This is a genomic window from Streptomyces sp. NPDC051133, assembly GCF_040682635.1.
Classification (GTDB): Bacteria; Actinomycetota; Actinomycetes; order Streptomycetales; family Streptomycetaceae; genus Streptomyces.
Map to the genome: position 1 here is coordinate 16,299 of NZ_JBFBBK010000066.1, position 15,272 is coordinate 31,570.

General features: G+C 73.1%; 11 protein-coding genes. 7 read left to right on the forward strand and 4 right to left on the reverse strand.

What is annotated here, in order from left to right; translation table 11 throughout:
* Positions 1-15: 15 nt before the first annotated feature.
* Together AB0N17_RS39995 and AB0N17_RS40000 are read right to left on the reverse strand one after the other, a co-directional pair.
* Positions 16-1,023 carry a Ppx/GppA family phosphatase gene (locus tag AB0N17_RS39995; RefSeq protein WP_366016587.1) on the reverse strand — a complete coding sequence of 336 codons (1,008 nt, stop codon included), beginning with the start codon at positions 1,021-1,023 and terminating at the stop codon, positions 16-18.
* 69 nt (positions 1,024-1,092) lie between these two features.
* Positions 1,093-1,416, reverse strand: coding sequence for a hypothetical protein (locus AB0N17_RS40000; protein ID WP_366016588.1), 324 nt, complete (start codon positions 1,414-1,416; stop codon positions 1,093-1,095).
* 125 nt (positions 1,417-1,541) lie between these two features.
* Between AB0N17_RS40000 and AB0N17_RS40005 the strand changes: the two genes are divergently transcribed.
* The 4 genes from AB0N17_RS40005 to AB0N17_RS40020 all read left to right on the forward strand — a co-directional run bounded on the left by AB0N17_RS40005 (position 1,542) and on the right by AB0N17_RS40020 (position 8,251).
* Entirely contained in the window at positions 1,542-2,729 is a 1,188-nt protein-coding gene (locus AB0N17_RS40005; RefSeq protein WP_366016589.1) for an FAD-dependent monooxygenase, read from the forward strand.
* A 114-nt stretch (positions 2,730-2,843) separates the two neighbouring features.
* A complete protein-coding gene (locus tag AB0N17_RS40010) occupies positions 2,844-4,637 on the forward strand; it encodes an RICIN domain-containing protein (protein ID WP_366016590.1) in 1,794 nt (597 codons plus the stop codon).
* A 109-nt stretch (positions 4,638-4,746) separates the two neighbouring features.
* Entirely contained in the window at positions 4,747-5,565 is an 819-nt protein-coding gene (locus tag AB0N17_RS40015; RefSeq protein ID WP_366016591.1) for an inositol monophosphatase family protein, read from the forward strand.
* Between the two features lie 145 nt (positions 5,566-5,710).
* On the forward strand, positions 5,711-8,251 hold the full coding sequence (locus AB0N17_RS40020) for a discoidin domain-containing protein (protein WP_366016592.1): 2,541 nt from the start codon (positions 5,711-5,713) through the stop codon (positions 8,249-8,251).
* Between the two features lie 69 nt (positions 8,252-8,320).
* Here the strand turns inward: AB0N17_RS40020 and AB0N17_RS40025 are convergent, their stop codons facing one another.
* Positions 8,321-9,274 (reverse strand): helix-turn-helix domain-containing protein, encoded by a 954-nt coding sequence (locus tag AB0N17_RS40025; RefSeq protein WP_366016593.1) that lies wholly within the window; start codon positions 9,272-9,274, stop codon positions 8,321-8,323.
* A 133-nt stretch (positions 9,275-9,407) separates the two neighbouring features.
* On the opposite strand from AB0N17_RS40025, the gene AB0N17_RS40030 reads away from it, so the two are divergent.
* Positions 9,408-9,779, forward strand: a complete 372-nt coding sequence (locus AB0N17_RS40030; RefSeq protein WP_366016594.1) for an ANTAR domain-containing protein — start codon at positions 9,408-9,410, stop codon at positions 9,777-9,779.
* A 16-nt stretch (positions 9,780-9,795) separates the two neighbouring features.
* On the opposite strand, the gene AB0N17_RS40035 is transcribed toward AB0N17_RS40030, so the two are convergent.
* The gene (locus AB0N17_RS40035; protein ID WP_366016595.1) at positions 9,796-10,956 is read right to left on the reverse strand and encodes an amidohydrolase; all 1,161 of its coding nucleotides are present in this window, start codon (positions 10,954-10,956) and stop codon (positions 9,796-9,798) included.
* Positions 10,957-11,099: 143 nt separating this feature from the next.
* On the opposite strand from AB0N17_RS40035, the gene AB0N17_RS40040 reads away from it, so the two are divergent.
* Entirely contained in the window at positions 11,100-12,563 is a 1,464-nt protein-coding gene (locus tag AB0N17_RS40040; protein ID WP_366016596.1) for an ornithine decarboxylase, read from the forward strand.
* Between the two features lie 411 nt (positions 12,564-12,974).
* A complete protein-coding gene (locus tag AB0N17_RS40045; RefSeq protein ID WP_366016597.1) occupies positions 12,975-15,254 on the forward strand; it encodes a catalase in 2,280 nt (759 codons plus the stop codon).
* Positions 15,255-15,272: the final 18 nt, after the last annotated feature.

The window sequence follows — 15,272 nt, forward strand, 5'->3', positions numbered from 1 at the left end:
CTCCGCGCCCCGGGGTCACGCGGTCGGGCTCGCTATCCGCAGGGGCGTCGCGGGAGAGGGTGCCGCACCGTCGCCCGTCCCGGTGGTGTCCGTCCACCAGTCGGCGCCGTCCTCGGCGTAGCGCAGCAGGACGCCCTCGCGGATGGCCCACGGGCAGACCACCGCGCCGCGCAGCCCCATGAGCTTCAGCGCGGTGTGCCCGACGACCGCTCCGGCCAGGCTCTGGGCGGCGCGCGGTGCGGAGATGCCGGGCAGCTGGGAGCGCTCGGCGGCGGGCAGGGCGGCGAGGGTGCCGACCGCCTTGCGCAGGTCCCGGCGGTCCATCTCCCGTGGCTCGAACGGCCCGTACCGCCCGGGCGCGGCTCCGCACAGCCGGGCCAGCTGCTGGAACGTCCGGGAGCTGACGGCGGCCGTGCGCGGCCCCTCCCAGCGGATCCGCGCGGCCACGTCCCGCAGCTCGTGTCTGATCCGGCGGCGCAGCGCCTTCAGCTCGTCCGGCCCGGGCGGGTCCTGGACGCCCAGGTGCTCCTGGGTGAGCCGGCCGGCGCCGAGCGGCAGGGAGGCGGCGAAGTCGGGCAGCCGGCCCCGGCCGAAGGCCACCTCCAGCGAGCCGCCGCCGATGTCGAGCAGCGCGAGCGGCCCCGCGCTCCAGCCCAGCCAGCGGCGGGCCGCCAGGAAGGTCAGCTCGGCCTCGGTCTCACCGGGCAGCGTGCACATACGGATCCCGGTGCCGGACGCCACCCGCCGCAGCACCTCCTGCCGGTTGGGGGCGCCGCGCACCACCGCGGTCGCGAAGGCCAGCGGGCCCGCCGCGTGCCACCTGCGTGCCGTGGCCCCCGCCGCTGCCACCGCCTTGACCAGCTGTTCCACCGCCTCGTCGGCGATGGTGCCGTCCGGACCGACGTGTTCGGACAGGCGGAGCTTCCACTTGACGGTGTGCACCGGCAGCGGAACACCGCCCTCCACATCCGCGATCACCAGTCGGACCGTGTTCGATCCCGCATCCACCACGCTCACCCGCATGGCCGGTGAGTACCCACTTCACCGCCGAAAACCCGTCAGATCGAAGCGTTCCTGCGCACAGTGCGCCGGTCAGGGGGCGCTCGCGCGGCAGTCCGCGGCACGCCAGAAACCGGACGCACAGGGTCCGCGCTCCATCGGGGCCCCGTCCGCCGGCACCACCCGCGCACACCACCCGCAGACCACCTCCGCCTCGGCCCCGGCCTCCCGCAGCCGCTCCGCGGCGGCCCGGGCGTTCTCGAACCAGGTGTCCTCGACGGCCGGGGCGGGGAGAGCGCTCAGCAGCCCGGCGCTGCCCCAGGCGGACCGTCCCGTGACCGTCCGCAGAGCCCGTACGACGTCCGCCCGGCGGTCGCCCACCCCGGTGAGCCGCACCCCGAATCCCGGTTCCTCCACCCTGCGTCCTCTCGTCGCTCCGCCCGGCGGTGCCGACCGTGTCCGGATCTCGACCCCGCGCGCTCCGGCCGGCCCCCGTCTGTCCTTGGATGGCCGCGAACCACCGACGGCGCGAGGAGCGGTACGTGAGGCGGACGGGCACCACGAGGGTACTGGTGATCGGCGGCGGCATCGCGGGGACCGCGGCCGCGCTCGGGCTGCACAAGGCGGGACACGACGTCTCCGTGCACGAAGCCCACCCCGACTCGGCCGAGGACATCGGCGCGTTCCTGACCCTGGCGAGCAACGGCATGCGCGCCGTGGCCGAACTCGACGCCACCGACGCCGTCACGGCCGTCGGTTTTCCGCTGACTTCGCTCCGCCTGCTCGACAGTGGGGGCACGGAGCTGGCGAACGCGCCGCTGGGCGAGGCCGCCGACCCCGCCCTGCGCTACCGCTGTCTGCGCCGCGGCGAACTGAACGCGGCCCTGCGGGCCGAGGCCGTCCGGCGCGGCATCCGGCTGTGCCACGGCGCCCGGCTGGAGTCGGTGACGGACGGCCCGGACGGCGTCACCGCCCGCTTCCAGGACGGCAGCACCGCCACCGGCGACCTGCTCATCGGCGCCGACGGACTCAGGTCGACGGTGCGCGGGCTGATCACCCCCTCGGTACGACCCGCCTACGCGGGCCAGCGGGTGTTCTACGGCTGCACCGACACCGCACCCGCCGGCGAGGGCACCGGCGCCATCACGATGATCCGGGGCAGCGGGGCCGCCTTCGGGTACGCGGTGTCGCCGGCGGGGGAGTCGTACTGGTTCGCCCGGGTCGCGGGCGAACCGCTGCCCGCCGGCACGCCCGCCGGCCGGCCGTCCGGCACCTGGCGCGAGCAACTGCTGCCGCTGCTGCGCCCGGACGACACACCCGCCGCCGGTCTCGTCGAGGCCACGGGCGACGCGATCATGGTCACCGACGCCACGGAACTGCCGCTCGGCGCACCCTGGCACACGGGACGCGTCCTGCTCATCGGCGACGCGGCCCACGCGGCCTCCCCGGCGACCGGCCAGGGAGCCTCGATGGCGCTGGAGGACGCCGTCGTCCTCGCCAAGGCGCTGCGCGACCTGCCCGACCGGCACGGCGCGTTCGCCGCCTACGAGCGGCACCGCCGCCCCCGGGCCGAACACAACATCACCGTCAGCGGCGGCATCTCCCGCGGCTCGCGCACCCCCTCCCGCCCCGCGCCCGTCATGGCCGGACCCCCGGCGCCGGACGAGCGGCTGATCCGCCAGCTGGCCTGGGACGAGCCGCTGCCCGCAGCCCCCGCCGAGGACCGCTGACCGGCCCACACGCGCGCGAAAGTGCAAGAGGCGGAGCACTGGAGTCCATTGCCGGGCCGGCCGCCGGAGCCGGATCGTTCCGTGCAACCGGCCCATCGGCAACAAGGAGCACCCGTGCGACTCTTGAACAGAGCAGGCGGCGCCGTGGCCGCGGCCGCCGCCCTGGCCCTGGGCGCCGGCACCGTGTCCCCGGCCTCGGCCGCGACACCCGCCGACGCCACCTACAGCGTGACCGTGGGGACCCCGGTACCGTTCACCCACCCCACGGACACCCCCGCCACCCCCTACCTCGACCGCGACGGCACCTTCCACTACCAGCAGTCCGCCGCGCTCTACGGCGCCACCGACCCGCGCACCTGGGACTTCTACACCGGCAAGGACTTCGACACCGCCGGCTTCGACAACACCCTCAGCAAGGCGGTGAATCCCGCCGACGCCGCCGACCGCAACGACGACACCACCTCGCGGTGCAACAACAGCCCCACCGGCCGGGAGGCGACGTACGCGCCGAGCGGCTCGGGCTACGCCCAGAAGAACTACTGCGACCTGAGCGGCGTGTGGGTCGATCCGGACACCGGCGACTGGTACGGGCTCGTGCACAACGAGTTCACCCCGCAGCCCTTCGGCGACGGACTGCACTACGACGCCATCGACTACGCCGTCTCCACCGACCGCGGCCGCACGTGGACCATCGAGGACCACGTGATCACGTCGCCGTACAGCACCCGGCGCGGCGACACCGCCGCCTTCCCGAACCAGACGTACTCCTACGGCGACGGCGACCAGCGTCTCTTCACGGACACCGCCTCCGGCTACTTCTACGTGTATTACGGCTCCCGCGTCATCGACAAGAAGGGCGGCTGGAAGGCCTTCTACGAGCACGTGGCCCGCGCCCCGATCGCCGCCAAGATGGCCCCCGGCTCCTGGCAGAAGTGGTACGACGGCGCCTGGTCCCAGCCCGGCACGGGCGGCAGGGAGAGCGACATCGTCCCCGTGGACGCCGGCCACCCCACCGGCTACACCCCCGCCTCCGCCGAGTACGACCCGGCCAACACCGGCACCGCCGCCCAGCAGATCGCGGCCGGCACGATGCCCCCGACCTCGCCGCTGTTCGTCATGAACATCACCTACGACGCCTACCTCGGGCTCTACCTCGGCGGACCGCAGGCCGTCGACCAGAGCGGGAACTCGCCGCAGTACCTCTACGCCACCGACGACCTGACGAGCCAGAAGTGGCACCTCGTCGGGGACACGGGCACCTACACCAACGCCTCCTGGTACCGCTGGTTCCTGGACCGCGCCAACCGCACCAGCTCCGCGATCGTCGGCAAGTCGTTCCGCTCGTACTGCGCCTTCGGCTGCTCGCACGACGCCTCCGGCGAGTACGTCGACGTCGCCGTCGACACCCAGAAGCCCGCGGCCGCACCCGTGGACACCGGCCGCCGCTACCGCATCGCCAGTGGCGCGGGCCGCGTCCTCGCCCAGGCCGGCGGTTCCGCCACCACCTCGGTGGCCGGGCCCACCGGCTCCGGCCGCGCGTCCTGGATCTTCACCCCGACCGGTGACGGCGCCTTCACCCTCACCAACGCCGCCAGCGGCCGGCTGCTCGGCGTCGGCGCGACCGGCAACTCCGGGCGCGCCTGGGGTGCGAGGCCCACCGCCACCGCCGTACGCGCCGGCGGGCCGACCGTCGGACAGGAGTGGTTCGTGATCCCGAGCGCCGCCGGCGACGGCACCTACCGCCTGGTCAACCGCTACAGCGGCCTCGTCCTCGGCCTCTCCGGGACCAGTGGCCGGCTCGCCGAGACCACACCGGTGCGCACCTGGACGGACACCGGCCGCAGTTCCGTCGGCGGCGGACGCACCGCGGCCGAACAGACCCTGTCCTTCACGCCGACCGGGTCGTAGCCGGCCGCCCCGGGCCCGTGCGAGCGGCACTCCCGCCCGCACGGGCCGCGGGCACGTCGCGCGCCCGAACCCCTCGGGCCCCCACCAGAGTTCGTTCTATCCTGCGTCCATGACGATCATCAGCGAGGGCTCCGACGCCGACCTCGCCCGCGCGGCGGCCCGGGCGGGGGCGGCCGTGGTCCATGACCTGTACGGCGGCCGGCTCGAGCGCTACGAGAAGTCCGGGGGAGACTTCGCGACGGCGGCGGACCTCGCCGCCGAGCGGGCCATCCTGGACGTGCTGCGCGAGGCCCGCCCCGACGACGCCGTCACGGGTGAGGAGAGCGGAAGCAGCGGCGCGGACGGCGCCCACCGCCGCTGGCTGGTCGACCCGCTGTGCGGCACCCTCAACTACGCCGTGGGCTCCATGCTCGTCGGCGTGAACGTCGCCCTGCGGGTGGGTGCCGAGGTCACCGCCGCAGCGACCGCCGACCCGTTCAGCGGCGAGGTGTTCTGGACCGACGGCGAGCGCGCCCGGGTCCGCGGGCGGGACGGTGCCGACGAGCCGCTGGCCCCCACGGCCGCCTCCACGCTGGTGGACGTCAACCTCGACCCGCCGTTCCCGGGCGCCCCCCGGTTCCAGGCGGTGCGCCTGCTGGCCGACCCCGGTTTCACCGAGCGGTTCCGGCCCCGGGTGATCTCCAGCACCCTCGCCGTCGCCTGGGTCGCCGCCGGGCGCCGGGCCGCCTACGTCACCGACGGGGACCTGCGTGACAGCGTGCACTTCGCGGCGGGGATCGCCCTGTGCCGCGCGGCGGGCTGCACGGTGACCGGTCTGGACGGTGGACCCGTGCACACCGGCGCGGGCGGACTGATCGCGGCGGCCGATCCGGAGACGCACGCCACTCTCCTCGCCCTGGTGAAGAACCAGGAGAGCGCCCGGAGTTGACGCCCCGCCCGTACGCGCGCTGAAGGTTTCGGCTTCCGAAGTCTTGTGGCCCGGATGGCTCATCACTTAAATCAAAGCATGAACTAAGTCGTGGCGCATGCGACTTGGTCCATGACCCGATTCCACCGTCACAGGGAGCCGCCGCATGAGACCGAGATCCCTGGGGGTCGCGCTGGCCGCCATGGCAGCGTTGATCGCCCTGCCCCTCGCCCCCGGCCGGGCCGCCGCGGCCGAAACCCCGCTGTCCCAGGGGAAGACGGCCACCGCGTCCTCCGAGGAGAACTACGGCACGACCGCCGCCGGCGCCGTCGACGGGGACACCGGGACCCGCTGGTCCTCGGCCGCCACCGACGACCAGTGGCTCCAGGTCGACCTCGGCGCCACCGCCTCCGTCACCCGGGTCGTCCTGAACTGGGAGACCGCCTACGGCACGGACTACAAGATCCAGATCTCGCAGGACGGGACCACCTGGACCGACCTGAAGTCCGTCACCGGCGGCGACGGAGGGACCGACACGCTCGACGTCTCCGGCCAGGGCCGCTACGTCCGGATGCTCGGCGTCCACCGCGCCACCTCCTGGGGCTACTCCTTGTACGAGTTCCAGGTGTTCGGCAGCACCGGCGCCACCCAGCCCGCCTGCGGCGCCGCCGACGCCGCCCAGGGCCGGCCCGCCACCGCCTCCTCCACCGAGAACGCCGGCACCCCCGCCTCCGCCGCCTTCGACGGCGACCCCGCGACCCGCTGGTCCAGCCAGGCCGGCGACCCGCAGTGGCTCCAGGTCGACCTCGGCTCGGTCCAGGACCTGTGCCAGGTCGACCTGACCTGGGAGACCGCCTACGGCAAGGACTTCCAGATCCAGACCTCCGCCGACGGACAGAACTGGAGCACCCTCAAAAGCGTCACCGGCGCCACCGGAGGCACGGCCTCCTACGACGTCAGCGGCTCCGGCCGGTACGTCCGGATCAACGGCACCGCGCGCGGCACCGGCTACGGCTACTCCCTGTGGGAGGTCGCCGTGCACACCGGTTCCACCGGCACCCCGCCGGTCCAGGGCGGCGGCGACCTCGGCCCGAACGTCATCGTCGTCGACCCCTCCACCCCGAACCTCCAGCAGAAGTTCGACGACGTCTTCAAGCAGCAGGAGTCCAGCCAGTTCGGCACCGGCCGCTACCAGTTCCTGCTCAAGCCCGGCACCTACAACGGCGTCAACGCCCAGATCGGCTTCTACACCTCCGTCTCCGGGCTCGGGAAGAACCCCGACGACACCCAGATCAACGGGGACGTCACGGTCGACGCCGGCTGGTTCAACGGCAACGCCACGCAGAACTTCTGGCGTTCGGCGGAGAACCTCGCCCTCAAGCCGTCGAACGGCACCGACCGCTGGGCCGTCGCCCAGGCCGCGCCCTTCCGCCGCATCCACGTCGAGGGCGGCCTCAACCTCGCCCCCAACGGCTACGGCTGGGCCTCCGGCGGCTACATCGCCGACTCGAAGATCGACGGCACGGTGGGCCCGTACTCCCAGCAGCAGTGGTACACCCGGGACAGCTCGGTCGGCGGCTGGACGAACGGCGTCTGGAACATGACGTTCTCCGGCGTGCAGGGCGCCCCGGCGACCGACTTCGACAGCGGCCCGTACACCACGCTGGACACCACCCCCGTCTCGCGGGAGAAGCCCTTCCTCTACCTGGACGGCTCCGCCTACAAGGTGTTCGTCCCGGCCAAGCGCACCGACGCCCGGGGCGTGTCCTGGCCGGCGAACGCGGGCACCTCGCTCCCGCTCGACCGGTTCTACGTCGTCAAGCCGGGCGCCACCGCCGCCACCATCAACACGGCCCTCGCCCAGGGCCTCAACCTGCTCTTCACCCCGGGCATCTACCACCTCGACCGGACCATCGACGTCACCCGCGCCGACACCGTGGTCCTCGGCCTCGGCTACGCCACCCTCGTGCCCGACAACGGCGTCGACGCGATGCATGTCGCGGACGTCGACGGCGTGCGCCTGGCCGGCCTCCTCATCGACGCAGGACCGGCCAACTCCGACACCCTGCTCCAGATCGGCGGGGCGGGCTCGACCGCCGACCACTCCGCCGACCCGACCACCGTGCAGGACGTGTTCGTCCGCATCGGCGGCGCGGGACCCGGCCTCGCCACCAACTCGGTGGTGGTCAACAGCAACGACGTGATCATCGACCACACCTGGCTGTGGCGCGCCGACCACGGCGACGGCGTCGGCTGGGCCACCAACCGCGCCGACTACGGCCTGCGCGTCAACGGCGACGACGTCCTCGCCACCGGCCTGTTCGTCGAGCACTACAACAAGTACGACGTCTACTGGAACGGTGAGCGCGGCCGGACGGTCTTCTTCCAGAACGAGAAGGCGTACGACGCCCCGAACGCCGCCGCCGTCACCCACGACGGCATCGTCGGCTACGCGGCCTACAAGGTCGCCGACACCGTCGGCACGCACGAGGCATGGGGCCTGGGCAGCTACTGCAACTACACGGCCGATCCGTCGATCGTCCAGGCGCACGGCTTCCAGGTGCCCACGGGAGCGGGCATCAGGATGCACGACCTGCTCGTCATCTCCCTCGGCGGCAACGGCCAGTACGCCCACGTCGTCGACGGCACCGGCGCACCCACCTCGGGCACCGGCACCGTCCCGTCCAAGGTGACGGCCTTCCCGTAACCAGGGTCCGCGCCCTGTGCCCCGCGCCCCGGGCCGGAGTCCGCTCTCCGGTCCGGGGCGCACCCGAACTCAGCCTTCGTTCAGGGTCTCGTGCGGCGCCCGGCGGTAGGCGTCCCGGTAGTGGGCGGAGAAACGGCCCGGGTGGTGAAAGCCCCAGCGGGCGGCGATCGCGGTGACCGTGGCCCCGCTGCCGGGGTCGGCGGCCACCAGGTCGTGATGGGCCTGGGCGAGCCGCACCCGGCGCAGATGGGCGAGCGGGGTCGTGCCGAGGTGTCGGCGGAAGGCGTACTGCAGGGCCCGTGCCGTCACATGAGCCGCCGCGGCGATGTCGGCGACCGAGACGGGCTGGTCGGCGTGGTCGTCGATGTAGGAGAGCGCACGGCGCAGTATGTCGGGGCGTGCGTCGTTGCGGTCGGCCGCGGTGGGCTCGGCCAGCGCCGTGTTGGGGAACGCCGCGAGGACGCTCGCGGCCAGGTGCTGTGCGGCCGTCGCGGCGATCAGCGGCTGGTCCGCGATCTCGGCGTCGGACAGCACGTGATCACGCAGATGGGCGATGGTGCCGGCCAGGTGGCGGGCCGCCGCCGCCGAGTGCGGCCGGTGGCCGGTCAGCCGCACCGGCCGCTCGGCGTCCGCGCCCGCGGCCACCTGGGTGAGCAGCGCGGGTTCCAGCAGCGTGATGTTGTAGCGGGCGTTGCAGATCCGTCCCGAGTACGGCAGGTCCGGCGGCGCGAACAGCACCACGTCACCGGGGCCGAAGCTGTCCCGGACACCCTGGAACTCGTGGTCCCGCACGGTGCCCTCGTGGACGACGCACAGACAGATCCGGCCCAGCGGTGTCACCGAGTAGCTCATCTCGAAGTCCAGCGCGAGTTCGTCGACGCTCAGGGAGGAGATGGCGCTGCGCTCGATCCGGGCACGGCTGGACGCGGGGGTGCTGCTGCCGATCCGCATCCTGGCGTAGGCGCGGCTGAGGAAGTCCTCGGTCGTCTCCAGGTCGCGACTGTCGAAGGTGAGCGTGTCCATGATGCGCGCATGCCCCGGAAGCCGGCCGGCATGCGGGGGCTGACCAGCGGCTTTTCGTTTTCTGTACAGCGGCGTGCGAGGTCGTTCGCCCGGTGGCTGTTCCGGGCGTCCGGCGGCACGCAGGGTGAGCGGCATGATCGGACGAGACCAGCAGGCGGACCAGCTCCAGGCGCTGCGGCGGGAAGCGGCCCAGCTCCGCCAGGCGTTGACCTCCCACGCCCTGGTCGACCAGGCCATCGGCGTGCTCATCACCGTGGGCGGGCTGCGCCCCGAACAGGGCTGGGACGTCCTGAAGCACGTGTCGCAGCACACCAACACCAAACTGCGGGAGGTGGCGCGCTGCCTGGTGCGGTGGCCTGCCTCCCGGCAGCTGCCCGAGGTGATCCGCCGGGCGCTGCCCGCCGCCGTGGAGTACGCACGGAACAACGCCTCCACCGCCGCCGCCGGCGCCGGTGACCGGGAGGACGAGGCCGAGGCCGAGGTGTGGTGCGGTCAGGCGGGGTGAGCCGTGCCGAGCGCCGTCAGCCCTCGGTCCGGCGCAGGTCGCCCCACGCCCGCGCGCGCAGCTCCGCGTCCCCCAGCACGTCGACGGCCGTGCACGCCAGCGCCTCCACCACGGCGAGCAGCACCCGCCGGCCGCGCTCCGAGGCCGCGGCCTCGGCGAACTCCGGGGTGTGGTCGGAGCCGTCGGAGCCCATGATCGCGACGAAGGGGTGGATGGCGGGCACCCGGCCGCTGACGTTGCCGATGTCGGACGAGCCCAGGTACACACCGGGAACGGGCGGGGTGAGGGGGATCCCGGCCCGCTCCAGATGCCCGGCGAACCGCTCGGAGAGCACCACGCTGTCCCGGAAGTGCTCGTAGCGCACGCTCGCGCGTTCCGCCGAGACGGACGTGCCGGTCGCCAGGGCGACCCCCTCGGCGGCGGTGCGCAGCTGTCCCGCCAGCTCGTCCAGCGCGCCGGTGGTGAGCGCGCGCAGTCCGAAGCGCCCCTCGGCGTACTCGGGGACGATGTTCGTGGCCGTGCCGCCCTGGGTGATGATCCCCTGCACATGGGACCCTTCCGGCAGCCGCCGGCCGAGCGACGACACCACGTTGAACAGCTCGATCAGCGCCGCGAGCGCGTCGATGCCCTCGGTCGGATTCCCCGTCGGATGCGCGGCCCGGCCCCTAAAGCCGATCCGGTACTGCTCCTGCGCGGTCAGCGGCGCCCGCACCCAGTCGTACACCCCCGGATGGAACATCAGGGCCGCGTCCACGTCGTCGAAGACCCCGGCCGCCACCTCAAGCGCCTTGCCGCCGCCGCCCTCCTCGGCCGGCGTCCCCACCGCGAGCACGGAACCCTCCGCGCCGCCCCGTACGGCGTCCACGACCAGCGCGGCCCCCAGCCCCGCCGCCGCGATCAGGTTGTGCCCGCAGGCGTGCCCCAGCCCGGGCAGCGCGTCGTACTCCAGCGGGAACGCCACGACCGGCCGCCCCCGGCCGGAGCGTGCCGTGAACGCGGTCGGCAGTCCGGCGACCTCCCGCCGCACCTCGAAGCCGGCCCCCTCCAGCTCGCCGCCGAGCAGCGCCGCCGCCCGGTGCTCGGCGAACGCGGTCTCCGGATCGGCGTGCAGTGCCGACGCCACGGCCCACAGCGCCTCGGCGCGCCGCGCGACCTCCTCACGGACACGGTCGTACACAGGCCCTCCTCGGGTCCGCACGTCTTCTGCGCCCGGCCCGGGTTCCACCCGAACGCCCCCGCGACACCCGGGCCCCGGTGTTTGGAGCGTGCGACGGGTGCAACACGGAGCGGTGCGACACCGACGGGCTCAGGAGGACAGCCATGGACCATTCGCGCGTACCCGTGCTGGAGGCCCTGCAGGAGTTCCGGCGCCGAGGGGACGTGGCGTACGGGCCGCCCGGGCACAAGCAGGGGCGCGGAGCAGATCCCCGGGTGGCCGAGATCGTCGGCATGGACGTCTTCCGTTCCGACGTGCTCTCCCTGAACGGGCTGGACGACCGCCGCCAGTCGCAGGGCGTGCTGTCACAGGCGCAGGAACTGATGGCCGACGCCGTGGGGGCCGAGCACGCGTTCTTCTCCACCTGCGGCAGCTCCCTGTCGGTCAAGACCGCCATGCTCTCCGTCGCGGGCCCGGGGGAGAAGCTGCTGCTGTCCCGCAACGCGCACAAGGCGGTCATCGCGGCGGTGATCATCAACGGGGTCGTGCCGATCTGGGTGCACCCGAAGTTCGACGGCGAACGGCATCTGGCGCATCCGCCGGAGCCGAACGACGTGCGCGACCGTCTGCGCGAGCACCCCGACGCCAAGGGCATGCTGCTGATCACCCCCACCGACTGGGGCACCTGCGCCGACATCAAGGGTGTGGCCGAGGTCTGCCACTCCTTCGACGTGCCTCTCATCGTGGACGAGGCCTGGGGCGCCCATCTGCCCTTCCATCCCGATCTGCCCGCCTGGGGCATGTTCGCGGACGCCGACCTCACCGTCACGAGCGTCCACAAGATGGGCGGTGCCATCGAGCAGAGCTCGGTCTTCCACCTCCAGTACGACCGTGTCTCGCCCGACGTGCTCAAGCAGCGCGAGGACCTGCTCGGCACCACCAGCGCCTCCTCGCTGGTGTACGCCACCCTCGACGGCTGGCGGCGGCAGATGGTGGAACAGGGCCACGAACTGCTGGACGCCGCACTGCGCCGCGCCGAACGCGTCAGGGCCCAGCTGGGAGACCTGCCGGGACTGCGCGTGATGGGCGACGAGATCGTCGAGGAGGGCCTGGCCGCCGGGTACGACCCCCTGAAGATCGTCGTCGACGTACGGGACCTCGGGATCAGCGGGATGCAGGCGACCGAATGGCTGCGTGCCCACTGCCACGTCGACATGGGCGGCTCCGACACGTGCCGGATCAGTGCCTCCATCACCCACTCGGACGACGACGAGACCGAGAAGCTCCTCGTGGAATCCGTACGCACCCTGGTGGACCGCGCCGATTCCATCGAACGGCGGCCCGCCGTCCGGCTGCCCGAGCCGGGTGTGCTCGAACTGGAACAGGCCGTCCTGCCCCGCGAGGCCTTCTTCGCCGCCGCCGAACAGGTGCCCGCCGAGCGGGCCGTGGGACGCATCGCCGCGGAGACGATCAGCCCCTACCCGCCCGGGGTGCCGGTCGTGGCGCCCGGCGAGGTGATCACCGAGGAGGTCCTGGACTACCTGCGCAGCGGTGTGGCCCACGGCTTCCTGATCTCGGATTCGGCGGACACCACGCTGCAGACCCTGCGGGTGATGGCCAACCCGTGAGCGAACCGTCGAACTGCGCGGGCCCGGGGCAGCGCCTAAGGTGGCACATGCGGGCGGCCGGGTGCTTGCCTGCCCGGGTCAAGAAGCCGGCCCTCCCTGACGAACACACCCTCGGCAGGGGGCACTTGGCCCTGCCCGACGGTCTCCGGGTCCGGACCAGCGCGTCCGGCGGGCCTGCCGCCCCGGCAACTCGATGGGAGACGGCCCGACTTCACCCCGACCGGAAATCGCCTGCGATCGCCGGTTTCGGACGCCCCGGCCCGGGGACCTCGGTACGAGGGCCGCGTCGACCTGTTTCCACTGTTTTGTTCGTGTTGTCGGCTGCATGCCCGGGCGTGGCCCCCGCGCGTCGGACGTTCCCCTCGCAGGGATCGGGCCCGCCCCCCGAGACCAGCGGAGGAATGGTTACCGATGAGCGAGACGAACCCCCTGAAGCGAGCGGCGGACAAGGTGGCGGGCGCCTTCCAGGGTGAGAACCCGGGGCCGCAGGAGGGCATCCCCGGCAAGCCCGGCCGCGAGTCGCCGCCGGTCGCCGAGCCGACCGAGCCCCACGAGCCGCTTCCCCCCAAGCCCGACCAGAGTGCCCCGGACACCGTCTCGCCCACCGGACAGCCGACCGGCGCCGACCACGCGCGGATGGCGCAGAGCGGCAGCTACCTGACCAATGCCCAGGGCACACGGCTGTACGACACGGACCACTCGCTCAAGGCCGGCCCCCGCGGCCCGGTGCTCCTGCAGGACCACCACCTGCGGGAGAAGATCATGCACTTCGACCACGAACGCATCCCCGAGCGCGTGGTCCACGCCCGCGGCGCCGCGGCGCACGGCGTCTTCCGCAGCTACGGCACGGCGGCCAACGTCACCAAGGCCGCCTTCCTCGCCGAGGACGTCGAGACACCGGTGTTCGTCCGATTCTCCACCGTCCTGGGGTCCCGGGGCTCCGCCGACACCGTCCGTGACACCCGTGGCTTCGCGACGAAGTTCTACACCAGCGAGGGCGTCTTCGACCTGGTCGGCAACAACATCCCGGTGTTCTTCATCCAGGACGCGATCAAGTTCCCGGACGTCGTCCACGCCGCCAAGCCGCACCCGGACCGGGAGATCCCGCAGGCACAGAGCGCGCACGACACCTTCTGGGACTTCGTCACCCTGCACACCGAGGCCACCCACCACACCCTGTGGAACATGTCCGACCGGGGCATCCCGCGCTCCTTCCGCACCATGGAGGGCTTCGGGATCCACACCTTCCGGCTGGTCGACGCCGACGGCGGGACGACCCTGGTGAAGTTCCACTGGAAGCCGAAGCTGGGCGTGCACTCCCTGGTGTGGGAGGAGGCGCAGCTCATCAACGGCATGGACCCGGACTTCCACCGACGGGACCTCGCCGACGCCATCGAGGCGGGCGCCTACCCGGAGTGGGAGTTCGGCATCCAGACCTTCCCCGACACCCCGGACCAGACGTTCGAGGGCATCGACCTGCTGGACCCGACCAACATCGTCCCCGAGGAGCTCGCCCCGGTGCAGCCGATCGGGCTGCTCACCCTGGACCGCAACCCGTCCAACTTCTTCGCCGAGACCGAGCAGGTCGCCTTCCACCCCGGCCACCTCGTCCCCGGCATCGACATCACCGACGACCCGCTGCTCTCCGGCCGGCTCTTCTCCTACCTGGACACCCAGATCACCCGGCTGGGCGGCCCCAACTTCGCGCAGCTGCCCGTCAACCGGCCCCAGGCGCCGGTCAACGACATGCTGCGCGACGGCATGCACCAGACGGCGGTGCACCGGGGCGTGGCCCCCTACCGCCCGAACTCCCTGGACGGCGGCTGCCCGTTCGTGGCCGGCGCCGGCGAGGGCGCGTTCGTCGAGGTGCCCGTGCGGGTGCCGGAGGCGACGAAGGTGCGGGAGGCACCGGCGTCCTTCGACGACCACTTCAGCCAGCCGCGCCGGTTCTGGCTCAGCATGAGCCCGGTGGAGCGTGAGCACATCATCGGCGCCTACTCCTTCGAGCTCGGCAAGTGCTACGAACCGGCCATCCGGGAAAGGGCGTTGCAGGTCCTCGCCAACATCGACCCGGACCTCTGCGCGGCCGTCGCCGCCGGCCTCGGCCTGCCCGCCCCGGAGCCCACCGTGCCGCTGGCCGACGTCGACCCCAGCCCCGCGCTGTCCCAGGTCGGGAACACCTGGCCCACCGACGGCCGGATCATCGGCGTCATCACCGGCCCCGACGGCGACCTGGACGGCGTGCGGGCCGTACGCCAGGAGGTGCTGGACGCCGGCATGGTCCCGCTCGTCGTGGCCCCCGCCGGCGGCACCCTCGGCTCCGGCGAGGACGCGCTGACCGTGCAGCGCACCTATGCGACCGCGCGGTCCGTGGAGTTCGACGCCGTGCTGCTGGCCGGTGTGCCCGGCGTCGGCGCCGACGCCTACGGCGCCCGGGACGCCAAGGCCGGCCTGCCCACCGCCCGGCAGGGCACCCCCGACCCCCGGGTGGGGCTGCTGCTGGCGGAGGCGTACCGGCACGGCAAGGCCATCGGTGCCGCCAAGGGCGGGGAGACCGCGCTGGAAGCGGCCGGCATCCCGCTGGACGCGCCCGGAGTGATCGCCGGCGACGGCGCCACGACGGTGCTGCAGGAGCTCACCCGGCTGCTGGGCGAGCACCGGGTCTGGGACCGCTTCCCGGCGGGCGCCTGACGATTCCTCGATCGGCGT